Below are 23599 nucleotides of genomic sequence, written 5' to 3'. Positions count from 1 at the left end.
TAGTTAAAGTTGTTAATTTTGATAAATAAAAGAGCTTTGCTACAATTTAGTGTGCAGTAAGGCTCTTTTATGTTTTTAAAGGCATTTTGCATTCAAAAACCTTCAATAAAGTTGTTTAATTCTTATTGGACTAAAGTCTCCATTCGCATTAACTAGCGCTAGAGTAAAAGTATCTTCAACAAAAGTTCCCGATTATTGAAAACTAATTAGACTTCAACAATTTTTGGTATTTCTCCCCGTGTATCCAGATAAAAATCTTCTTCATTATATTAGCTCTGTGTGGTCGACGGTTATGTAAGTATTGCTATAAAGAAGCATATTAATATTTTTTATATTCCACAATTTCCTAAATTCATTAATAGGAACTTTTCGATTATAGCTATTGTTATTATCATTACAATTCACCAGATGCCTTAATGATTCTGAAAGGTAGAAATACTCCTTGTCATATCCTACGACAGGGACAAAATGCAAATTATTACGATCCTTATGTACTTTAACAAAAACAATTACGGGAGTTCCTTTACTAACCTCGTACTTTAATGTATTTATATTTCCTTTATAATAGTTTGTTTTAAATCCCTTTTTTCTTAACACTGTAAGGATTCCCTTTGGATATACATTACCTGACCTCATTTTACTAGGGAAATTAATATATAACTCTTCACCATCAGCCTCCATTCCAAAATGACGCAACACATATGCTGTTGAAAATGCTGCACATTCCCTTTTGCTTTGTATATCTATCCTATTATTTCGTTTAATTAGATAATTAGCCGGATAATCTCTTTTTCGTAAAACAGGTATGGGTAATGTCATTAAATATGCATTAATGATAGTTGATATAATAATCCATAAAATAGCTGTTCTAACTATAAACATACTACTTCCTCCATTGCTTTGCGTCCATATCGCAAAAATTTTCTAAGTCCTTCTCTCACTAACTTGCTCAGTTAGCCATCCATGAAAAGCAAAATTCATCTCTTCACCACAAAAAATGGAAGATTATTAGTAAAATGACATTATCTCTTTTTAGTTCTTTGCTTTCTTGCGGATATTCTTCTTTTTAAAGAATCAATCAACTTGTCTCTCGAACTCTCGCTAAACGTCTGTTTTTTCGTGATAACCTTTAGCTTTTGATTTTGCGTTTTTTCGCTTCATCGATTGGCTGTATATGCTCTTCTTAAGATAGGAGGGTTTATAGGGCAACAAGGAGAGTTAACTCCTTTAAAATGTCTAAAACAGCCTGTTTCTTCATTTTCTTTGTTTTTACGTGCCGTCCTCGCACGCATCTATCCTACATCCTCTTCTAACGATTAAAATATATGTTCTGAAATTTCTGCTCTTAACTTATCATATTTTACCTATTTTTCCCATACGTATGACAAAAAAAAGATAGTAGTGGTAATCTACCTTTACTATCTTTACTCCTAATATTTATATGTCTTTAACATAAAGGTGTCTGCTTCGTACACTTATCATTTCATTATCTTTTTTACGAAATAGACGAAGACATCCAACAAAATACCGTATAATAACCCAAGCCCAATGCGCACGATATAGTGAAAGAACATAAAATCATTAACAACCATATACTCTCGTACTGGGTCGTTATGGAGCAACCACATATAGACAAAATCGATCGTGAAAAGCGACATTAAAAGTTCCTTATCATCTTGACCTATCCAATGTAAGATGCAAAGACCAATCATAATGATAACAATCCACGTAGTGAAATTATTAAATGGCGCTGGAGCATAGCGTCTTCCTGCTAAAATCATCGTAATTGGAAATACAATAATAGCAAGTATACCGAGTACTCCTAATTGATACAGATCAAATAGATTGATGCCAATTACCGCCACTATAAACGCCACAATACATACCATCATTATTTTGACATGCAAAGAACGTAAAAATGTCATTTCATTCCCTCCCGAAGCATAACTCAATCAAGTATGCTTTTTTCGATACCCTTCAAATTTGCCTACGTAACCAAAATAACATCATCAGTGTAATTTTACACTAATGATGTTATAATCCAATCCGTATTCGTTATCCATGCCGATCGTTTTAAATAAGATATGCCTGCTAATTATTTTTGGTTGGGCAGTAGCCATCATCATTAGTTATTTCCCCTCTTGCATCCTTCGAGTTTATTAAACATTAACCCTTTAACTTTTAATTTTTAAGTTATGTAGTAGTATTTTTCATCATATACGCATTACTTAATATTAAAAATTGATATACCCCCAATTCCCAGAGAGAGTAGTGTGAACTACTCTCTATTTTATCATTAAAGTTAGTTGATACTTACCCCAATACGCTAGAACGTTATGTCTATCACCAATATGCTAAAGAACGTTTTTTCATTGCTTCTCGGTATTGCTCTGTGGAAATTGGCAATGCTGTATTTGTTTGATAATCCATAATGACACCATATTTACGAACAACGTCCATTTGATTAATTTCACCTTTGTTATACATCTGCCCAACCTCTATTGGATCTGTTTCCAGCCATCTATGACGATTTTTTCGTATATAATCGCGTTCTTTTAATGTTGCAGTCATATCAATTTCGAAGGCATCTATATCACGGTCAATTTCATGGATGACTACACCATAATCAAGTTTTGCGCGCTCAAGCGAAACATATTCATCTATTACGTCCTCTAAAACAGCGTTTACATCTCGTGTTAATGGGTCACCTAAACCACCGCCTCCTGCTGAGGGACGTGTAAAGGAATCTCCATTCTTTAACTCGACATTGGAGAAAATCGTGCCTAAAAATTCTTCATCCTCTTTGTTTGGATTTAAAATGGCCCCCTGCGCGATAGAGGGTAGGCCGCCCATAATCCCCCATGTAATGGAGCGAGAGCGATCACAACAATAGGACATCACTGTTTGGTTTACATCCGTTAAAACGCCTCCCTTTTCTACACCACAGCCACCACGGTATTTACCTGGACCAGCTGAATTGATTATTATTTTATGCTTCGTTGTAACAACCGGAGACAAACGCTCTTGCCCCTCGCATGGTTGAACACTCAAACCTACCCCGAAAACCGGCGAAGTAGTATTTGCACCATCACGGTCAATACGTCCACCATGGCCACCAGCCATCCAGTCATACCACATAAAATATTCACTGCTATCTCTTCGCTGATCATACCCACCTATTAATAAATACTCTAAATTAAATGAACATGCGATAGCGCGTTCAGGCATAATATTCGACCATAATTCGAAGCAGGCATTCATAATTTTTTCAAACGCACCTGAACAATAGCCAGAAACAGCTACTGGGCTAGGTGCGTTAACGACTGAGTTTTCGGGTAGGAATATTTTCACAACACGATAAAATCCTGAATTCAGTGGAATCTCTGGGAAAAATGTTTTGGTCCCTGCATAAGTACCAGAGAGTGCTGAGCCAAAGCCTGCATTTAAAAAACAGCTAATATAAGGATGTGAATCGCTTAAATCATAAGCTATTTCATTCTCCGTAATGGTCATTTTCACACGAATTGGAATGAGACCATCTCCTAATTGCGGATCCATATCAATATAGTCCACCGTTTCCCACTGTCCTTTTGGTAAAGCTTTAATTTTTGCTCGCATTAATCGCTCTACATAATTTTGAACTTCTTCAAAGGCTACTAGCACCGTGTGAATACCATACTTTTCAATCATTTCTTGGAGCTGCTTCTCTCCAACTTTTGCCGCTTCCACTTGAGACCTTAAATCTCCTAAACGTTCTTCCGGAATGCGCATATTCATGACAATAATCTTCACAACATCTGTTAAATATTGACCTTTACTATAAATACGGACAGGTGGGATACGTAGCCCTTCTCCGTAATGTTCCTTTGCTGTAATATCAAAGGAACCTGGGTTAGAACCACCAACATCTGCCCAGTGTCCATTTGTTTGCATAAGTGCAATCAGTTTATCATTATGGAACACTGGTAAAATTACACGCACATCACTGAAATGTGTTCCACCACGATAAGGATCATTTACTAAAAATACATCACCTGGATGAATATCATCGGCGAAATCCTCTAAAACAGCTTTTGCAGTTAAATGTAATGTCCCTACATGTACGGAAATATCTTGTGTTCCCTGCATAACGGTATTCCCCTGTGCATCGCATAATGCACAACTAAAGTCTCGATTATAAATGACAAACGAGTAACATGTACGTAACATTTGTTCAGCCATTTGATCGACTAAATTCACAAAGCCGTTTTTTAACACTTCAAATGTTACTGGGTCTAGATTTTGGACCTTATGATGTGCCACCATTTTCGTTGTACTCATAGCCAATTCCTCCTTATCGCGTATTAGTTCACCGTAATAATAATATTTTTATAGGCATCTACTTCCGCAGTAAACCCTGGTGGAATAACAGTTGTCGTATCTAGCTGATCGATAATGGCCGGACCAGCAAATTGTGTATAAACGGGTATTTTATCGCGATTATATACGTTTGTTTCAGTAAATTTACCCTCAAAATAAACAGGACGTGTTTCTTTAAAAGCAGCTTCCAACGAGCCTTCAGGAACATATTGTGGAAAATTAGGCTTTGGTACTGTTCCTATAGCCGTTACACGTAAGCCAAATATTTCTACAGCTTGCTCCATATCCGAAAATGCAAATTCTCGTTCATGTTCTTGATGGAACGCTTCCAAAATAGCATCTAGGGAAGTGATTTGATCGGATACGAGAACAGCTAGAGATCTCCATTGTCCTTTATAACGAAGATCTATATAATTCGTTAATGACATTGTGTTTTCTGCTATTCCTTCCTCTTCTAATAATTCTCTTGCCTCTTCTCGCAATTCACTAAATTGATTTGTCAGTTCCTCTACACTTACTTCATCTAGTTTTTTGACATATGTTTTAGAAATATCATGGCGTACATCTACAAGGAGGCACCCCATTGCCGCTGCTACACCTGGATGCGGTGGAATAATGACTTTTGGAATGTTTAAATCTTTTGCCAAATAGGCACCGTGTAATGGACCTGCACCACCAAAAGCTACAAGCGCAAAATCACGGGGATCATATCCTCTCCGTACTGATATTAAGCGAACTGCATCACCCATATTGGCATTTGCAACTTCAATAATGGCACTTGCCGCTTCTTCAACCGTTTGATCGAATGCATTCGCAATCTTTTCCACAGCCTCTCTAGCTGCCTCTTTATTTAACTGCATAGTGCCATCTAACAAATCGACACCAAGACGTCCTAACACTAAATTTGCATCTGAGTTAGTGGGCTCAATGCCTCCTAGGCCATAGCAAGCAGGACCTGGTACTGCCCCTGCACTTTGTGGTCCATTTCGTAAAGAACCGCCTTCATCTTTCCAGGCGAGACTACCCCCACCGGCTCCTATTGTTACTATTTCAATGCTCGGGAAACCGATTGGGTAGCCATATTCAATCGACCAATCCTTTGTAATTCGTATATCTCCCTTATACATCAGTGAAATATCGGTACTTGTACCACCCATATCTAAGCCGATTGCATTGTCAAATCCACATAACTTCGCGATATGCTTACTGGCAATTGCCCCAGCAGCTATCCCAGAACTTGCTAATCTAGCAGCATAGCGGGGCACTGTACTTGAAGTCATAACACCGCCACCAGAATGTAAAACTAATATTTCATCGTCATAGCCCTTTTTCTGCATTTCAGTGCTTAACTTACTAATGTAATTACTCATAATAGGTCCAAGAACAGCATTGATAATAGTTGTACTCATACGCTCATGCTCAAAAATTTCTGGAAGCACCTCGCTGGAAATACAAACATAGACATCCGGTAATTCCTCTTTTAAAATTCCTTTGACTTTCGCCTCATTTTCCCCGTTCACATAGGCATTGATGAAACAGACAGCAATGGATTCTGTTCCTCGGCGTTTTAATTTTTTTGCTAATAAACGAACTTCCTCTTCATCAATGGCTTGAAGAATATTTCCTTCATAATCTATTCGTTCTGTCACTTCAAACCGATCACGCCGTTGAATATAAGGCTTCGCAGTATCTTTGTACGTATCCCAAATATCTTCTTTCGTCCCGCGGCGGATTTCGATGACATCTCTAAAGCCCTTTGTCGTAATAAGTGCTGTTTTTGGTAGCTTGCGTTCAATTAACGCATTTGTTCCAACTGTTGTACCATGAGAAAAAATTTTAATATCCTTCCCATTTAGTTCTGCTTTTGCTACTCCATTAAGTATTCCTTGTTCCGGGTTTGAAGGTGTTGACGACGTTTTTGTGACAAATACTTCTCCCGTCTCTTCATTAAAAACAAATACATCCGTAAACGTTCCACCGACATCAATTGCTAAACGACTTTGTGCCATTGCTCTACCTTCTTTCGTTTATAAATTTAAAAAAGGCTGACACGCCTTTGCGGTTGTTCACATCGCGTTACTTTGCTTTCACCAAAACATATTTTTGAGGATAAAGTTAATGCCTCAAGAGGATGCCCAAGATTTTTTTAATGATATCGCGTTCAATTCAAGAAAAATCTGGGTCATTACACCGAGGCATATGTGACAACTATTTTTTTGTTTGCAATCCTAAATTTTTTTCAACATTAACTTTTTACTCACTTTTTGTGCCAATCGTGATTGTTTTATACGTTGTAAAGAACTCTTTCGCTGCCTGCCCCTGCTCACGAGCACCAGTACTAGAGTTTTTCATTCCTCCAAACGGCGCTTGTGGCTCAGCTCCACCCGTTTCATCGTTAACCTGTACAAGTCCAACCTCACTACGGTTAATAAAATCAAATGCTTTCGGAATGTTATTTGTATAAATAGAAGCACTCAATCCAAAATTAGAATCATTCGATAATCGAATCGCTTCTTCATAATCTTTTACTTTGATGACAGCTAAAACTGGTCCAAAAATCTCTTCATGGGCAATCGACATCTCGTGGGTTACATTTGTAAAGATGGTTGGATCAATATAGTATCCTTCTGCCATACCTTTTGTAGGGCCTCCGCCAAACACTAACTCTGCTCCCTCAGCTTTTGCTTTCTCGATGGCGGATAATATAGAATCATATTGTCCTTTAGATGACACAGGCCCCATCGTGGTACCAACTTTAATTTTTTTAGCTTCTTCAATGAACTGCTCTACAACCTTGTCATAAACCGCTTCCTCAATATAAACGCGACTAGTTGCTGTACAACGCTGTCCAGTCTGTTTCATCGCACCTTCAATCGTTAATTTTGCAGCTTGCTTAATATTGGCATCAGCTAAAATAATTGCTGCATTTTTCCCGCCAAGTTCAAGCTGAATTTTTTTATTAGTCGATCCAGCAGTATCTAAAATACTTTGCCCCACACTATTTGAACCTGTAAATGTAATCGCTTTTACTTCAGATGCCTCCAATAATACTTGCCCAACCTTTGAACCACGGCCTTGCACGATATTTAACACGTTTTTTGGTAAACCTGCTTGTTGAAATAATTCTCCTATTAATTCACCAGTTAAAGCGCTTTCAATAGAAGGCTTCCAAACAACCGTATTGCCGTACACTAATGCCGGTGCAATTTTCCATAGAGGAATAGCGACAGGGAAATTCCAAGGCGTTATGGCAGCAACGACACCAAGTGGTACTCGCATTGTGTACAATAATTTCGCTTCATTGGCAGAAGGTAACACTTCCCCTGTTGCCCGCATCCCTTCCTGTGCAAAATAACGTAAAATGGAAGCGCCACGCTTCACTTCACCAAGCATTTCATGTTTCGTTTTACCCATTTCACTCGAAGCTATTTCAGCTACTCTATTAATATTTTTCTCAAGTAAGTCTGCTGTCACGCGTAAAATTTCTCCACGCGCAACAGAAGACGTATTTTTCCAACCTTCAAATGCTTCCTGAGCTGCAATGACTACATCTTTCGTTTCATCTATTGTCAAAAGTTCAACTTGGCCTATACATTGAGATGGTTTCGCTGGATTAAACTGTTTTCGTATTTCCCTAACGATAGTTGTCATAAAACCCCTCCTTAAAATAATGATCGCTTCATTGACTTAATCTTTTTCAACAATTGTTTTACGTATATGCTCAAATGTCTCGTCTAAAATACGTAACATTTCATCAAGCTCTACTTTTGATAGAATGAGAGGTGGAGAAAAGACAACTGTATCTTGATCATACGTAACTGTTCGTAAAATCAATCCTCGTTTCATCGTTTCTTGTACAAAAATGGGACTAAGAGGAGACTCAAACAATTCACCCGTCTCACGGCTCTTTACTAATTCAATGGCTCCAAGTAATCCAAGCGTTCGCACGCGTCCGATAAAGCTATATTTTTCTTGCAGTGCTCGGAATCCTTTTAACATGGCATCGCCCATGTTTGCAGCATTTTCAACGAGATTTTCGCGCTCAAGAATTTCTATATTTTTTAATCCAACTTGACAAGCGAGTGCATGGCCGCTGTAAGTATATCCGTGCATTAATGTTCCTTTAGAAAGCTCACATAAATCTTGATGAATTGTTTCGGATATTGCCACACCACCAAGTTGAACATAACCACTCGATACTCCTTTAGCGAATGACATCATATCTGGCACTACCCCGTAATGTTCCATACCGAAAAATTTCCCTGTACGACCAAACCCGGTAATAACTTCATCTGCAATGAATAAAATACCGTACTCATCACAAATTTTTCGCACTTCTTTAAAATAATCTTTTTGTGGAATATTAACCCCACCTGCACCTTGTACTGGTTCAGAAATAAATGCTGCCACAGTCTCAGGGCCTAACGCTTCAATCGTTTCACGTAAATTACGTACGGACTCGCTATATACATAGTGGAAATCAGGTGCGTGCGAATTCGTAAAGTCACGAAATGCCTGTAAGCCTGTCGCATTTGTAGCACCCATTGCGACACCATGGTATGAATGGGTACGTGAAATAATTTTTTGACGCTCTGGCTGTCCCTTTAGTAACCAGTAATGACGTGCTAATTTAATCGCTGTATCGTTCGACTCTGAGCCGCCAGAAGTGAAAAATACAGTGTTTAAGTCTCCAGGAGTTAAAGAAGCAATTTTCGTCGCTAACCGAATAGCCGGTTCATTGCTAAAAGAAGCGAAGCAGGAACTAAATGCTAATGTAGATATTTGCTCCTTCGCCACTTCGGCAATCTCTTTACGACCATGCCCAATATTTACATTCCATAAAGAAGACATCCCATCAATGAAGATATTTCCTTCTATATCTTTTAAATAAATGCCATTGCCCTCTGTAAAAATGACTGCTGGCCCTTGTGTTTGTTGTTGCTCAATCGACGTTGTTGGGTGTAGAAAATGTTTTTGATCTAACGTTTTTAACTCTTCTTTTAGTTGAATTGTCATAAATGCCAACCTCTTTTCGTTTAAAATTTCATACACAATTTTAATAGCAATTCTCATGCCAACTGAAAAAAAATTCCTTAAGGCATTGTAATTTTTTTGACTCATTTCTAAAAGAAAAGGAATTGATTTTTATATAAGTCGATTGGAGTGAAATTTGGGCGACTCCTTGGGGATCAGCAATGGAGGAACGCGAGTGAAGCCGCTCATCGGACGCCCCCAGGAAGCTTTGCTCTGTGCGAAAGCGTAGTGTAACGTAGCGACAGCAACAACAAAGCGCCCAATCAGAACGGAAATCAACCCCACGCCATGAAAAAGCAGCATTTTTTTCTATTAGTTACTTCACAACAAATACAACAAATGAAAAAGAGGCGTTTTCTGTTATGAAAATGCCCCTTTTCAATCTATTAAAATATTAATGATGCCTTTCATCATTTTCTTTATATGAATCAGTGCGTATTGCAATATTACAGTTTTTTTGCATGAATGAAATTTTGATGCAAAAATACATCACTAATCTTCATATGAAATTTGTTTCGTTAATTGGAACTTTTGTATTTTACGTACTAATGTTGACTGATCACATCCAAGTGATTTAGCAGCTTGCCTAATACTTGGATAGTTAGATAGAGCTTCTTTAATAATCTGCTTTTCAAACCCAGCTACTTGCTCCTTTAAAGTACCACTAAACCTCGGAGTTACAACCTGTTCCTGAATGCTTTGTATTTCTAGTGGATTTTCTAAATCACGTGTAATAGGTAGGTTACTATCTAGCTCTTGTTGCACAATAAACGCGGTTATTTCTGGCTGCGTTGCTAGTAAGCAAATACGCTCCACCATGTTTTTAAGTTGACGTACATTGCCTGGCCAATCATAAGATTCTAATATTTTCATTGCCGATGACTCAATTGTCCGATGGATCCCATATCTATCTTCAATAATAGCCAAAAAGTGGTTGACTAATGGAATGATATCTTGGCGACGTTGTCTTAAAGGAGGAATTTCAATAGGTATAATATTTAAACGATAATATAAATCCTCACGAAAATCACCTTGCCTCACCATCTCCGCTAGATTGCGATTTGTCGCAGCAATAATGCGTACATCGATCGGAATAGGCTTTCCGCTTCCTAGACGCTGTACCTCTGATTCTTGGAGCACACGTAATAATTTCGCCTGTAGTAGCAAGGGCATCTCTCCAATTTCATCTAAAAACACTGTGCCACTTGACGCAATCTCAAATAACCCTGCCTTACCACCTCTTGACGCTCCCGTAAAGGCTCCAGCTTCATAGCCGAAAAGTTCAGATTCTAATAAATTCTCTGGGATTGCACTACAGTTAATCGTTAAAATTTGCTTATTATGACGGCGGCTATTTGCGTGAATAAGCTTTGTTATCTCTTCTTTACCTACGCCCGATTCACCACCAATTAATACAGTAGAATCTACCTCTGCAACTCTCATAACACGTTCTACAACCTGCATCATTGCTGAAGATACAGCGATTAAACTACTTTTTGTGTTTTCTTTATTATGTAAGGCATGTAGTTTATTTTTAAAGTTCTCGTTTTGAACTTCTAATTTTTTTACTTCTTTCTCTAACAGCTTTAATTGTGTCATATCACGAGTAATTGCAACTACATATTGTAATTCACCGTATTCATCAAATATCGGCTTTCCAGAAACTAAAAAGCATTTGCCATTAATGAACGTCTGCAAAATCGTTACTTTTTCTTTTGATTCAATGACTTTCATCGAAATGGAATCACTCATTAATCCTTCAGCAATGACGTCTTTTGCATATCTCCCCATTAAATCAATGCCCACAATTTCAATATCTATATCATTTTGAAATATAATTTTACCATCGCTATCACAGACTGTAACGCCATCGGATATGGAGTTTAAAACTTTAATTGACAATGGGTTCATAAAGTCTATATAGCTATACTGCATGGATGGTTTGACATGGAATAAGCTACCTTGTGAAGTCTCTATTACATGAATACAATAACCTTCTACATCAAAGGTTTCTATTCCTTTACTATATTTTTTTATTATTTTTTCAAGAAGCTCTATTTGGATATCACTTTTAATCATTACCTCATCATTTTTTACAATAAAAAAATGCTCCTCTTTATGTAATTGAGTTATCGACATCTAGATCACTCCCTCTTGAACGTTAAAGGCTTTTCATACAAAAAAATTCGCTCTTTCTACGGGGCATCTGGAAGCCTAAAAGGTATAAAAGTTTCCTTTGGCTTGATATCTCGCAGGAATAGCGCGAATTTTTTGTATTTTATAGTATTCTACTCTGAGGCTAGCTTTTCCTCTATTTGCTCCGCTGGCCTTGTCGTCAGCTTTCGCATAATCATGAACAACACCACTGAGCCAATTAATACAAATGTACTCAAATAGAATTGTGAACGTAAAGATTCGATGAGCGCTTGGCATAAATAGACGACTGTTAAAATACCAATTGTCACATACGACAAATATGGAAATAACCACATTCTAATCGCTAATGGCTCATCAGAAACTTTATCGTAATAACGTCGGAAACGAATTTGTGAAATCGCAATAAAAATATAAACTGCAATCATTAATCCTCCAACACAATTACCTAAAAAGTAGAAAATAACTTCTGGTGAAATGAAGTATAGCATCGCACAAATATAGGCTACTACTGTACTACCAATAACAGCTGGTACAGGCACACCTCGACGATTTTTAATTTGCGAGAATATTTTTGGTGCATCCCCTTGACGCGACATTTCAAGTAGCATACGTGAGCTTGTATAAAGAGCTGAATTTAACACAGAGATTAGTGAAATAAAAATGACGATTTGAATAAGTTGAGCAGCAATTGGAAGACCTGCCATCGTTAATATATTTGCATAAGGCGCTGCTAATACTTTCGAATCGTTCCAAGGGATGATTAAAACCATAATAGCTACTGAGCCTACAAAAAATAACCCTAATCGAAAGACAACGTTGCGAATGGCGCGGACAATATTTCTCGCTGGATTTTCAGACTCTGCTGCCGCAATGGCTGCAACCTCAGCACCACAAATTGAAAATATAACAAAGACAATGGCCGTAAAAATCGGGACAATACCATTCGGAGCAAATCCACCGAATTCCGTTAATATTCCTAACCCCTTCGGTTCATAATTTGGCCAAATTCCTAAAATCATAGCTATACCAACAACTAAAAATACAATAATTGCAGTAACTTTAACGAAGGATAGCCAATATTCAAATTCACCAAATGATTTTACTGAATAAATATTAACAATTGTCATCAATAATGTTATGCCTACGCTTCCGAGCCATGTTGGTATCATCGGGAACCAATTATGCAGCATTCCCCCTATGAGTGCCGCTTCTAACCCCACAATAAATACCCAGCTTGCCCAATAAAGCCACCCTACTGTAAACCCTGCCCATGGACCAATATACTTCCCTGCATAAGAAGCAAATGAGCCTAGCTCTGCCGAACCACCTGATTTCTTTCCTAATACTATTTCTCCTGATGCCATTTCCCCAACCATTTGCATGATCAGAACTATAAGCATGCATGCAATCGCATAGGAAATCACCGCCGCAGGACCAGTACTTAAAATATTTTTTCCTGTCCCTACGAAGAGCCCTGTACCAATAACCCCTCCAATGGAGATCATTGTAATATGTCGTGTTTTCAATGATTTTTGCAAAGCCCCCATTAAACCACCCCTTTGTGTTATGTAGACATTTACTAGCCTCTTTTCTATACTTCAATGTCTATCGTTTAATGAGCAATTTTGATGCCAAATCCATTAAATTATTAAAAATTTCGAATTTTTTAATCTGTACAGCTATTATTGCTAATATTTTTCTAACTCAGCGATTTTAGCATAGCGTGAAGTTGATTTCCGTTCCGGCTGGGCTTTTTTTGCTGTCGCTTCGCTTTTGCACAAAGCAAAGGTTCCTAGGGGCGTCCGATGAGCCGTTTGGGCCAACAAGATGTTGGTCCGAAGGCGTTATCACAGGACGTGATGGTTTTAGCCTTTGTTCTCCTATGTGCTCGCTCCAGGGTCTTCTGTGACGCTGATCCCCAAGGAGTCGCCCAGCCTTCACTCCATTCAACCCATACAAGATATACGTTTTAACTTTCTTTTTCAGCGACCCTTAATTTGAGTGATAAGGCTTTTTTTAGCGCCAAGTGTTTTCATATGCTATATTACAAATTCGATGCAAAAATACATCATTAACAGTTCATTTACATCATTTAACCATATACACGATTAAATGAACTCATAATATTCATCTCTTCCCTGTACTTCGCTACTGTCCGTCTGGATATTTGGATACCTTCAGCACTTAAAGTATTTGTAAGCTGTTGATCCGTTAATGGCTGTTGTTTATCCTCTGTTTCAATCAACTGCTTGAGCCGCTTTTTAATATACATAATAGAATCCATCTTTCCAGAAATATTCATTACTCCTTTTGTAAATAACGATTGTAAAGCATATACGCCATGGGCAGTTTTTATATATTTTCCACGTACTGCCCGACTAATCGTTGATACATGTAAACTTAAAGTGTCAGCTACATCTTTTAACCGCATAGGCTTTAATGCCTCAATGCCTTTATGAAAAAAATCTTCTTGCAATTCCACTAGCAATCTAGCTAATTCGTACAGTGTTTTATCACGTTGTTCGATCCCTTGTAATAATAAAAGTGCATCTTTCATTGTGGTTTTAAAATAGGTTTTACAGTTAGGATCATTCTTTAGCATTTCAACATAATGTTTATCGATAGTGACGCTTGGTAAATATCCGCGATTTAATTTTATCATCCATTCCTCTCCGAATTTTTCTACTTCGATTTCTGGAATGACATATGGAATCGCTTCAAATTTATCTCCTGTCATCACTGGTTTTAAATTTTTTATATAGTTAACAGTTTTCTTCACGTCATAAAGAGACGTCTTATACTTTTTACTTAATTGTTTAATAGCATGGGCGGCCACTAGCTCTAAATCCTCTTCGATCAAGCGAGAGGCTAATTTCGGTGCTAGCGCATCACTGTCTACCTGAATGAGTAAATACTCCTTATAATTACGTGCCCCTACTCCTATTGGCTCGAAAGTTTGAAGTAAGTCCAATAGCGCCTCTACATGCAAAACATTTGTATTACACTTATTTGCGACGATTTCTACATCAACATCTAAAAATAGACGTTCATCTAATGATTGAATTAAAAACGTTAAGATTTTTAAATCTACAGTAGATAGATTTTTATGCATAGGTACTTGTTCCAATAAAAACTGCTCATAGCTCTCTTTTGCTGCAAACTTCATCTCAATGGGATTAAATAAATGATGTTGCGGTGCATAATATTGCGCAGAATAACTCTTATCAGAATAACTTGCATATTGCATAATTTCCTCATATTGCATTTTCACCGTCGCATCAGTGACAACTAACAGTGGATTTTCGTAAGCCTTATTATAAATATACTGTTCTAATTCATTTGTTGAATATTGCAGTATTTCTAAATGCTGTACTAGCTGAGGTGATAACACTTGCATTATTTTTTGGGAAGTTTTGATAGCTATTTGCATACCCCATACCTCCATCGCGTAATTTTCTACATAGTAACATGTTTATTCTCTCTTTTTCCATTTTTTCTTCAAACATTTTTCTGGATTAAAGCGTAGCCAACATCCTTTTTTGCCGAAGTAACTCATCGGATGCACCTAGGAAGCTTTGCTCTGTGCGAAAGCGAAGCGACATCTCAAAGCGCTCAGGCGTAACGAATATCACCCCCACGTTTTGGTGATAAACTACGAGCCTCCTTACTCTACACATTAAATTTTCTAATAATTCCAAAAAAGTAATTGACTGCAGTTATAAGTCACCTTAAAATACACATATACAATAACAGTTACCACATTACGGTAAAAAATAAGGAGTGATCAAATGTTTCATGTACCAACTGTGCAATTTACACAAGAGCAGGAGCAATTCCGCTTAGATGTGCGAACGTTTCTACAGGATGAATTAGCAAAAGGAACTTTCACGCCTAAATGTGACTCTTGGCTTAGTGGAGATAATCCTGAATTCTCTAAATTAATTGGTCAAAAAGGTTGGATTGGCTTAACTTGGCCTAAAAAATATGGTGGCCAAGAGAGGAGTACTATTGATCGATACATTTTAACGGAAGAATTTTTAGCTGTTGGTGCTCCAGTTGCTGCACATTGGTTTGCTGATCGCCAAACAGGCCCACTTCTTTTACGGTATGGAACAGAAGAGCAGCGAGAATATTTCTTACCGAAAATTGTGAAAGGCGAATGCTACTTCGGCATAGGTTTAAGTGAACCAAATAGTGGATCCGACCTCGCTTCGGTTAGCACACGTGCTGAAAAAGTAGAGGGTGGATGGATTGTCAACGGTCAAAAAATATGGACGAGTAATGCACACCTTTGCCACTATATGGTGACTTTAGTACGGACTAGTCCTTTTGATGGAAAAAGCAAACATGCAGGGCTTAGTCAATTGATTGTTGATTTACATGCGGAAGGTGTAACGGTTGTTCCAATTAAATTTTTAACCGGAGAGCATCATTACAACGAAGTATTCTTTGACAATGTTTTTGTACCTGACAATATGGTTGTAGGGGAAATCGGTAACGGCTGGGCTCAAGGATTAGCAGAGCTTGCCTTTGAGCGCAGTGGTCCAGAACGAATTTTAAGCACTTTCCCATTAATCGATGAACTTATTCAAGAGTTAAAGCGCCAAAAAAATTTAGAAGGGTTACAGCAAGCGTCTAAAATAATAGCTCGTCTTTGGGGCCTCCGTAATTTGTCAATTGGCGTAGCCCAGCTTTTAGAATCTGGTAATGGTGAAGACGTATCTATTCCTGCAGCACTTGTGAAAGCACTCGGTACAAAATTTGAGCAAAGTATTCCTGAAATTACACGCTTAATCGTACAGACTTATCCTACTCTTGACGCACATCGTAAAATTGATCGCTTTATGGCTGAATCCATTTTACATGCACCAGGTTTCACAATCCGAGGAGGAACTTCAGAGGTGCTGTATGGCGTTGTAGCGAAAGGGGTTGTAGCACAATGAGTGAAATGAAAGATATGATTCTTAATGTTGTAGAGCGCATGTTAAAAGAAAAAGTCGATAAAGAGTTAGTCGATACGGTGGAACAAGGTCATTGGGCACCAGAACTATGGGATTTGTTTAAAGAAAACGGTATGACAGCAGTAGCCATTACAGAAGAAAATGGCGGTGCAGGTGGCGATATAGAGGATTTATTGAATATTGTTCGTTTAACTGGAAAATACGCCGCACCAATCCCATTTGCAGAAACAACTTTTGCAAATTATTTATTAGAGTTTACTAGTTTACAAGTAATTGAAGACTTGGCGACGTATATGCTCAACCCTAACCAAGCCTTTACGTTAGAGAATGGCAAATTAACGGGAGAGGCGATCCAAATCCCTTGGGCACGTCATACAAAACGTCTAGTGACACTTGCCTATAGCACGGAAGGTACTCATCTTGTAGAAATCGATTTAAGCCAAGCTGAAATTAAACTAGGATCAAATTTAGCAGGCGAACCACGTGATACCGTGAAATTCCATCATGCTAAAGTTTCACAAGTATCTGCTGTGTTATCTCCTGATCAGATACACGCTATAACAACACTCAATACTGCTTTTCAATTAGCACTGATGACTGGTGCCGTCGATAAAATAAATGATTTAACTGTTCAATATACGAAAGAACGTGAGCAATTCGGTCGACCGATTCATCGCTTCCAGCTCGTTCAGCAGCATATTGTACATTTAGCAGGTGAAACAGCGATTGCTCTAGCTGCATTTAATAATGTAACGGAAGCACTTCTGAAGAACAATCAAAGTAGTGAGGTTGCTTACGCCTGCATTCGTTTCGAAGAAATTATCCAAGCAGTGACAACAATTGCGCATCAAGTACACGCTGCAATTGGTACGACACACGAGCATAGTTTGCATCAATTTACACGCAGACTTTGGTCATGGCGCGACGAAGGGGCTAGCACCTCTTATTGGACTAATTTAGTAGCAACACAGCTACTAAATAGCGGAGATAGTCTATGGGGATATTTAACTTCAAGTAGCGCAAGCTCCCCACTGCTCAAAGTAGAAGGTTAAGGCCAATGACCAACATTAATTTGTGACAAACTACTAATGACATGATAAGGAGTGTTATCAATGACTGATTTACTTTTTGAAGTGCAAGACCATGTTGCTACAATTACATTAAATAGACCTGAGGCGTACAATGCTTTTAGTGAAGAGATGATCGCTAAATGGATTGAAGCCCTTGAAACTGTTCGTGATTCAGCGGATATTCGTGTTGTCATCGTCAAGGGTAATGGAAAATCATTCTGCGCTGGAGGGGATATTAAGGCGATGCAAGCTGGGGAAGGATTTTTCCAAAGCGAGGACGATATCTCTTCTACAGGATTAGCACGAAAAAATTCGCTGTGGAAAAAGATTCAGCGTATTCCCCTTCTTCTTGAAGAAATTGATAAGCCCGTTATTGCACAGGTACATGGATTTGCAATGGGGGCAGGACTTGATATGGCCTTAATGTGCGATATACGGATTGCCGCAAAATCTACGAAGATTTCCGAAAGCTACATTAATGTTGCGATCGTGCCAGGCGACGGTGGTGCTTATTACTTACCAAAATTAATCGGCATCGATCAAGCCTTGGACATGTTCTGGACAGCTCGTGTATTAACTGCTGATGAAGCAAGAGACAAAGGTGTTGTGACATTTGTTGTAGAAGACCATGAGCTTGACGAATACACATTGAATTATGCAAAGGAATTAGCTAGTCGTCCAACTACGACATTGCAATTTATAAAGCGTGCTGTATATCAAAGTCAACGAATGGATTTACGTAGTGCCCTTGATTACATTTCATCCCAAATGGCTATTGTTACAGAGCTAGATGATTTTAAAGAGGGTGTGAACGCAGTTGTAGAAAAACGTAAGCCTATTTATAAATGACGTGTTTAGGAGGACGAACAATGCAACCTCTTGAAAATATTCGAGTATTAGATTTATCTCGCATTTATGCTGCCCCTGCTGGCTCTATGATGTTGGCAGATTTAGGGGCAGAAGTAATTCGTATAGAACATCCAAATGGTTCTGATAGTATGCGGGATTGGGGACCATTTGTAAATGGCCAAAGTACGTATTATTTATGTGCCAATCGCAATAAAAAATCGATCACATTAGATTTAAAGACGATGAAGGACAGAGAAAAATTTAAAGAACTTGTCAAAGATGCTGATGTCGTCCTCGAAAATTTTAAAACGGGTGACATGGAGCGAATGGGTCTCAGCTATGAGGAATTAAGCAAAGTGAATCCTAGAATCATCTATTGTGCAGTTACAGGATTCGGTCAAACGGGTCCTCTCGCACACGAACCAGGCTTCGATCCAGTAATTCAAGCGATGAGTGGTTTAATGCATGTTACAGGCTCACCTGATGGAGAAGCGACAAAAGTTGGTGTTCCTATTGCAGATATTTTAACCTCTAACTATGTCGTCATTAGTATTTTAGCCGCTTTACGAATGCGTGATCAAACAAATAGAGGGCAATTTATTGACTTAGCATTATTAGACGTTCAGATGAGTAGCTTAGCGAATGTAGCGAGTGCTTATTTAAATACAGGTTTTATTTCAGAACGTCTCGGTAATCGTCATAATAATGTTGCGCCCTATCAAGTATTTAACTGTGCGGATGGCCCCTTAATGATTTGCGTTGGCACAGATGGACAATTTAAAAAGTTTTGCACGCTGTTGCAACGTGAGGAATGGGCCAATGATCCACGCTTTTTAACGAATACGATGCGCAAGCAACATGAAGCGGAGCTTGTTCGGAAGATTACTGACATTACTATGACAAAAACACGGGATGAATGGATTACCTTATTACAACAATACAAAATTCCAGGTGGACGTGTGAACACAATTGCTGAGGCACTAGCACAACCGCAATTTATGGCACGAGACATGATAGGTGAAATAGAGCACGAACAATATGGGACAATTAGATTCATCAAAAGCCCGTTAAAGTTCTCTGATTTAGATATTCAATATAAATTAGCACCACCAATACTTGGAGAACACACAAACCAATTCCAAAAGTCCTCTCTACAAAAATAAAATTGCGCTATAATATAGGTAACATATATTTAAGAAGATAAATCCTCCGGCAGATGTCGAAGAAAATTTTATTACGTAGGTGACGGGATGAATCAGGAGATTTTCGAAAAAAACTATACAATGTCATCGCTGCACAAAGCTATTAAAGTGTTAAAAGCTTTCTCAAAAGATGAACCAAGCCTTTCCCTAACTGAGCTAAGTAAAAAAACAGGGATCAGCATTTCGAGTTTACAGCGCTTCGTTTCTACCTTTGTGTACGAAGGCTTTCTTCACAAAGATGAACGTACAAAGCGCTATCAATTAGGTCATTCACTTCTGTATTTAGGCAATTTAGTAAAAGAAGAATCAAGTCTTATTATTGTCGCAGAACCTATTTTAAAAAAGCTAAACGAAGAAATCGGCGAAAGTGTTTCCATGAATATTATTGATGGATTGGAAAGACGATGTATTTTAAACTTTGATTCAACATATCCGCTTTCAACGAAAATGTTTGTAGGTGACACCTCTCCCCTTTATGCAGGTGCATCATCTAAAATATTGCTCGCATTTATGCCGAATGTTGAAGAATATGTAGAGAATATAAGTCTTGAATGTATCACTGATAATACTATACTTTCAAAAGAGCAGCTGTTAACGGAATTAAAGCAGATCCGTTTACAACGGTTTGCGAAAAGTAATAGCGAACGTGTGCGCGGAGCATGCTCTGTATCTGCACCGATTTTAAATGCTTCCAACCAAATCATTGCATCCGTGTCACTTGTTATACCAGAAGTACGCTATAGTGACTATGATGAAAATTTATTAATTGACACTATTCAAGCTGTTGCATTAGAAATCGAAAAACAATTGTATTAATCGAAACAAAGAATAAAGTGATGGTAATATGCATTTGAGCGACTCAAAAAGGAGAGCAGCGTTTATTAACGCACTCTCCTTTTTAACATTTTATCGACTTAGCACCAAAGTCACCGATACTATTTTTTCAAGTAAATATTAGTTGATTGGAGTGGAGACTGGGCGACTCCTTGGGGATCAGCAATAGAGGAACGAAGGCTAAAAGCATCACATCCTGTGATAACGCCTTCGTGACCAACATCGTGTTGGCCCGAGACCCTGCAGCGAAGCGAAGCGGCTCATCGAACGCCCCTAGGAAGCTTTGCTCTGTGCGAAAGCGAAGCGTCAGCACAAAGCGCCCAGTCGGAACGGAAATCAACTACACGTTATGGTGATAAGTTAATTATTTACTAATCCCAAGAAATCCTCCCAATGACTTAAGCGTGGTAGTTCAACATGCTTGTTATAGGATTGATTTTTTAAAATTACTTTTGTCTTCACATCTTGCAGTGTTTCTAATACAGCTGGTTTATCATCTACATAAACATCTAAAGCTAGCTCTTTGATGATCGCCACTTTCTCAGTATCTTGCATTCCGCAGAAAAAATGACCTTCTGTCATTGGAAATCCTTGTGCTTTCATCCATGCTTGTGTTTGCTCACAATATTGCTTAGGACGGGAAGTAATATAATAAATGTCATGCCCCTGCTGTGCCAAAGCTTGAAGCGTTTCTAGTGCTCCCTCGAAAGAAGGACAATCCGTAAAATAAATTTCCTCTAATGAGCTATTCCACATCGCCGCTCCTTCAGCATCTGTTAATCCAAAAGGTTCGTGAATTTCAACTCTTTGCAAAGCTTGAAATACTTCTAGTGCAACATTTTTATCAAGTTTTTTATTATAGAGCTTAAAGGCATGTGCTCGTAAATCTATGAGTGTGTCATCTATATCAAAGCCAAATTTCATGTTGTTTTTCTTCCCTTCAAGAAGCCTTGTTGATGAAGTTAGTCGCGAATGTTTGCTCTTTTTCAATTTGCATCGCTAATACTTCTTCAATGGCTCGCTCGCGCATTTGTTGAAAATCGTGTACGTTAAAATGAACAAGCGTATTTTTATTTAATAATGACGCAAGACAATCTGCATCCTTGAGTGCACTATTGAGCCCGAATGCTCCAGTTGGTGTCATTGTGTGAACAGCATCGCCTAATAGTGCAAGCCCCTCTGTTCCCCAGCAGTCACAATGACTACTGAATACATCAAGCAAGACAAAATCTTGCCAAGATCTAATATGTTCGTTTACAATATCAGATAGTTCTGGGAATTGTTCTAAAAGCTGTTGGATAAATGGAGTAAATGCCTTTTTTCTGAGCTGAGGAAAACTCCCTTGTTCAATATTCCAGCCAATTTGAATGAACCCACCTACCTGCGTAAATAAGGATAGCTGTTTCCCACCTATTAATGCCATTTTAATCGATGGTTCCCATCCATGAGGGGCAGGAATTTTTGCCCACAATAAATCAAAGCCATGCTTATGCTTTTGAATCTCAATGTGCGCTTGCTTTCGAATAGTAGAGTAACGGCCGTCAGCACCGATAATTAACTGACTACTAATTTCAATCTTTTCCCCATTTCTTGATGCAACGACACCGGTATATCTGCCCAAAGAATCAACTAAGAGCTTCATTACCTTCGTATTCAAGAAACAAGAAAAGTGAGGAAAACGCTGTGTTTCTTGTAAAATTCCCTTTAATAGATTTGCTTGCGGTACATGAATTCCTAAATGTCCAACAGCTTCAACAGTGAAAATAGTTTTGATTGCTCTACCGTCTGCGTAATATTCAAGTTTTTCCATACGTAATAAACCGAGCGCTTCGACTGCTTCAAAAAGCTGATGACTTTTTAAAACAGCCTCACCCTCCTCATTTAAATGCTCACCGCGAAATGCCTGCCCAAGTGCTGCGTTTTGTTCCAGTAGAATTACGGAAAGACCTTTTTTCGCTAGTAAGTGCGAAAGAAGTGCTCCACCTGGCCCAGCCCCTACGATACAAACATCTGCTTGATAATTCACTTTCCTTCACCTATCTTTGGATAGGCAATAATACGTAAATCTTGCCCAACCTGCTCAAACGAAGCAAACTCTACATCCCATGCTTCATCCATAGTAGATGGATTTGGACCGGCAATCGGTGTCAATGATAAGCGACCACCGAGAATTTTTGGCGCTATATAAATCACATATTTGTTAATAGCACCTTGCTGTAAAAAGGAAGAGTTGATCGTACTTCCACCCTCTACTAAAATATCCGTAATGCCATATTGATATAGTTTTTCAAGCATATCGTCAACAACAAGGCCCTCAGAGTCATGTCGAACTGGCAATACAGTCACGCCTTTGTCCTCAAATGCTGTTATTTTTTCTTGATCGACATTCTCACTACATACAATAATTGTTTTCGCTTCTTCTACATTCAGAACATTAACATGGGCTGGTGTACGAAGGGAACTATCCATAATAATGCGTACTGGATTTTTTCCGTAAGCTTCTTTTAATCTTGTTGTTAAGGATGGATTGTCAGCTAAAACAGTCCCAACACCAACTAAAATACCATCCACCTCATGTCGAATACGGTGAACATCCTCACGCGCTGCCTCACCAGTTACCCACTTGGAATGTCCTGTATGAGCAGCTATTTTTCCATCTAAAGTCATCGCATATTTTGAAATAATAAATGGTCGTTTTGTTAGCATATTGTGAATAAAACGTTCATTTAAACGGCGAGCTTTAGCTTCTAAAACCCCCACCTCTACCTCAATACCCGCATCTCGTAACAGCTGAATACCACGTCCAGCAACAGCAGGATTTGGATCTTGCATAGCTACAACCACTCGACTAACTGCTGATTCCTTCACTAAATTTGCACAAGGAGGTGTTTTTCCGTAATGCGAGCATGGCTCAAGTGTTACATAAAGTGTCGCACCTTTAGCATGTTCTCCAGCCATACGGAATGCATGCACCTCTGCATGTGGTTCCCCTGCTTTTCTGTGTAAACCTGTTCCAACAATTACACCGTCTTTGACGATTACAGCCCCTACTAGTGGATTAGGGTTTGTATTTCCTTTTGCACTAGCGGCTAAATCAAGAGCTAACTGCATATATTTTTCATCTGTTGTCATC

The 23599-nt window shown here is 38.5% G+C and carries 17 protein-coding genes; 5 read left to right on the top strand and 12 right to left on the bottom strand.

Annotated features, from left to right (window positions below; all coding sequences use genetic code 11):
• Positions 1-264 precede the first annotated feature (264 nt).
• The 9 genes from ACIQ7N_RS06640 to rpoN all read right to left on the bottom strand — a co-directional run bounded on the left by ACIQ7N_RS06640 (position 265) and on the right by rpoN (position 14980).
• On the bottom strand, positions 265-882 hold the full coding sequence (locus ACIQ7N_RS06640) for a cysteine peptidase family C39 domain-containing protein (RefSeq protein ID WP_402931012.1): 618 nt from the start codon (positions 880-882) through the stop codon (positions 265-267).
• 596 nt (positions 883-1478) lie between these two features.
• Positions 1479-1925, bottom strand: a complete 447-nt coding sequence (locus tag ACIQ7N_RS06635) for a hypothetical protein (RefSeq protein ID WP_402931011.1) — start codon at positions 1923-1925, stop codon at positions 1479-1481.
• A 418-nt stretch (positions 1926-2343) separates the two neighbouring features.
• Entirely contained in the window at positions 2344-4320 is a 1977-nt protein-coding gene (locus tag ACIQ7N_RS06630; RefSeq protein ID WP_402931009.1) for a hydantoinase B/oxoprolinase family protein, read from the bottom strand.
• 23 nt (positions 4321-4343) lie between these two features.
• On the bottom strand, positions 4344-6368 hold the full coding sequence (locus ACIQ7N_RS06625; protein ID WP_402931007.1) for a hydantoinase/oxoprolinase family protein: 2025 nt from the start codon (positions 6366-6368) through the stop codon (positions 4344-4346).
• A 244-nt stretch (positions 6369-6612) separates the two neighbouring features.
• Positions 6613-8010 carry an aldehyde dehydrogenase family protein gene (locus ACIQ7N_RS06620; protein ID WP_402931005.1) on the bottom strand — a complete coding sequence of 466 codons (1398 nt, stop codon included), beginning with the start codon at positions 8008-8010 and terminating at the stop codon, positions 6613-6615.
• A 36-nt stretch (positions 8011-8046) separates the two neighbouring features.
• A complete protein-coding gene (locus ACIQ7N_RS06615) occupies positions 8047-9375 on the bottom strand; it encodes an aminotransferase family protein (protein WP_402931003.1) in 1329 nt (442 codons plus the stop codon).
• Between the two features lie 510 nt (positions 9376-9885).
• The gene (locus ACIQ7N_RS06610) at positions 9886-11532 is read right to left on the bottom strand and encodes a sigma-54 interaction domain-containing protein (protein ID WP_402931001.1); all 1647 of its coding nucleotides are present in this window, start codon (positions 11530-11532) and stop codon (positions 9886-9888) included.
• 149 nt (positions 11533-11681) lie between these two features.
• Entirely contained in the window at positions 11682-13097 is a 1416-nt protein-coding gene (locus tag ACIQ7N_RS06605) for an amino acid permease (RefSeq protein WP_402931000.1), read from the bottom strand.
• Between the two features lie 545 nt (positions 13098-13642).
• Positions 13643-14980, bottom strand: a complete 1338-nt coding sequence (gene rpoN / locus ACIQ7N_RS06600) for an RNA polymerase factor sigma-54 (protein WP_402930998.1) — start codon at positions 14978-14980, stop codon at positions 13643-13645.
• 358 nt (positions 14981-15338) lie between these two features.
• On the opposite strand from rpoN, the gene ACIQ7N_RS06595 reads away from it, so the two are divergent.
• The 5 genes from ACIQ7N_RS06595 to ACIQ7N_RS06575 all read left to right on the top strand — a co-directional run bounded on the left by ACIQ7N_RS06595 (position 15339) and on the right by ACIQ7N_RS06575 (position 20448).
• A complete protein-coding gene (locus ACIQ7N_RS06595; RefSeq protein WP_402930997.1) occupies positions 15339-16493 on the top strand; it encodes an acyl-CoA dehydrogenase family protein in 1155 nt (384 codons plus the stop codon).
• Positions 16490-17563: an acyl-CoA dehydrogenase family protein gene (locus ACIQ7N_RS06590; protein WP_402930995.1), complete on the top strand. Its 1074-nt coding sequence runs from the start codon at positions 16490-16492 to the stop codon at positions 17561-17563. The genes ACIQ7N_RS06595 and ACIQ7N_RS06590 overlap by 4 nt, the downstream gene beginning before the upstream one ends.
• 60 nt (positions 17564-17623) lie before the next feature.
• A complete protein-coding gene (locus ACIQ7N_RS06585; protein WP_402930993.1) occupies positions 17624-18430 on the top strand; it encodes an enoyl-CoA hydratase/isomerase family protein in 807 nt (268 codons plus the stop codon).
• A 20-nt stretch (positions 18431-18450) separates the two neighbouring features.
• A complete protein-coding gene (locus ACIQ7N_RS06580) occupies positions 18451-19593 on the top strand; it encodes a CaiB/BaiF CoA transferase family protein (protein ID WP_402930992.1) in 1143 nt (380 codons plus the stop codon).
• A gap of 87 nt (positions 19594-19680) precedes the next feature.
• On the top strand, positions 19681-20448 hold the full coding sequence (locus ACIQ7N_RS06575) for an IclR family transcriptional regulator (RefSeq protein WP_402930991.1): 768 nt from the start codon (positions 19681-19683) through the stop codon (positions 20446-20448).
• Between the two features lie 378 nt (positions 20449-20826).
• Here ACIQ7N_RS06575 and ACIQ7N_RS06570 read toward each other — a convergent pair whose 3' ends face one another.
• The 3 genes from ACIQ7N_RS06570 to ribD are packed head-to-tail and all read right to left on the bottom strand — an operon-like array spanning position 20827 to position 23598.
• Positions 20827-21390: a 5' nucleotidase, NT5C type gene (locus ACIQ7N_RS06570; protein WP_402930989.1), complete on the bottom strand. Its 564-nt coding sequence runs from the start codon at positions 21388-21390 to the stop codon at positions 20827-20829.
• A gap of 16 nt (positions 21391-21406) precedes the next feature.
• Positions 21407-22492 (bottom strand): FAD-dependent monooxygenase, encoded by a 1086-nt coding sequence (locus tag ACIQ7N_RS06565; RefSeq protein ID WP_402930987.1) that lies wholly within the window; start codon positions 22490-22492, stop codon positions 21407-21409.
• The gene (gene ribD / locus ACIQ7N_RS06560) at positions 22489-23598 is read right to left on the bottom strand and encodes a bifunctional diaminohydroxyphosphoribosylaminopyrimidine deaminase/5-amino-6-(5-phosphoribosylamino)uracil reductase RibD (RefSeq protein WP_402930985.1); all 1110 of its coding nucleotides are present in this window, start codon (positions 23596-23598) and stop codon (positions 22489-22491) included. Before ribD ends, ACIQ7N_RS06565 begins: the two co-directional genes overlap by 4 nt.
• Position 23599 lies beyond the last annotated feature (1 nt).

The sequence above is a fragment of the Lysinibacillus sp. NPDC095746 genome, from assembly GCF_044763535.1.
In the GTDB taxonomy this organism is placed as follows: Bacteria; Bacillota; Bacilli; order Bacillales_A; family Planococcaceae; genus Lysinibacillus.
The sequence above is the reverse complement of the archived record's forward strand: the minus strand, read 5'-3'. Positions and strand labels throughout refer to the sequence as shown.

Coding starts and splice junctions, on each gene's coding strand:
- ACIQ7N_RS06625 (WP_402931007.1), bottom strand. CDS start 6,368: ATGGCACAAAGTCGTTTAGCAATTGATGTCGGTGGAACGTTTACGGAT.
- ACIQ7N_RS06620 (WP_402931005.1), bottom strand. CDS start 8,010: ATGACAACTATCGTTAGGGAAATACGAAAACAGTTTAATCCAGCGAAA.
- ACIQ7N_RS06605 (WP_402931000.1), bottom strand. CDS start 13,097: ATGGGGGCTTTGCAAAAATCATTGAAAACACGACATATTACAATGATC.
- ACIQ7N_RS06585 (WP_402930993.1), top strand. CDS start 17,624: ATGACTGATTTACTTTTTGAAGTGCAAGACCATGTTGCTACAATTACA.
- ACIQ7N_RS06570 (WP_402930989.1), bottom strand. CDS start 21,390: ATGAAATTTGGCTTTGATATAGATGACACACTCATAGATTTACGAGCA.
- ACIQ7N_RS06610 (WP_402931001.1), bottom strand. CDS start 11,532: ATGTCGATAACTCAATTACATAAAGAGGAGCATTTTTTTATTGTAAAA.
- ACIQ7N_RS06615 (WP_402931003.1), bottom strand. CDS start 9,375: ATGACAATTCAACTAAAAGAAGAGTTAAAAACGTTAGATCAAAAACAT.
- ACIQ7N_RS06640 (WP_402931012.1), bottom strand. CDS start 882: ATGTTTATAGTTAGAACAGCTATTTTATGGATTATTATATCAACTATC.
- ACIQ7N_RS06595 (WP_402930997.1), top strand. CDS start 15,339: ATGTTTCATGTACCAACTGTGCAATTTACACAAGAGCAGGAGCAATTC.
- ACIQ7N_RS06575 (WP_402930991.1), top strand. CDS start 19,681: ATGAATCAGGAGATTTTCGAAAAAAACTATACAATGTCATCGCTGCAC.
- ribD (WP_402930985.1), bottom strand. CDS start 23,598: ATGACAACAGATGAAAAATATATGCAGTTAGCTCTTGATTTAGCCGCT.
- ACIQ7N_RS06630 (WP_402931009.1), bottom strand. CDS start 4,320: ATGAGTACAACGAAAATGGTGGCACATCATAAGGTCCAAAATCTAGAC.
- ACIQ7N_RS06635 (WP_402931011.1), bottom strand. CDS start 1,925: ATGACATTTTTACGTTCTTTGCATGTCAAAATAATGATGGTATGTATT.
- rpoN (WP_402930998.1), bottom strand. CDS start 14,980: ATGCAAATAGCTATCAAAACTTCCCAAAAAATAATGCAAGTGTTATCA.
- ACIQ7N_RS06590 (WP_402930995.1), top strand. CDS start 16,490: ATGAGTGAAATGAAAGATATGATTCTTAATGTTGTAGAGCGCATGTTA.
- ACIQ7N_RS06580 (WP_402930992.1), top strand. CDS start 18,451: ATGCAACCTCTTGAAAATATTCGAGTATTAGATTTATCTCGCATTTAT.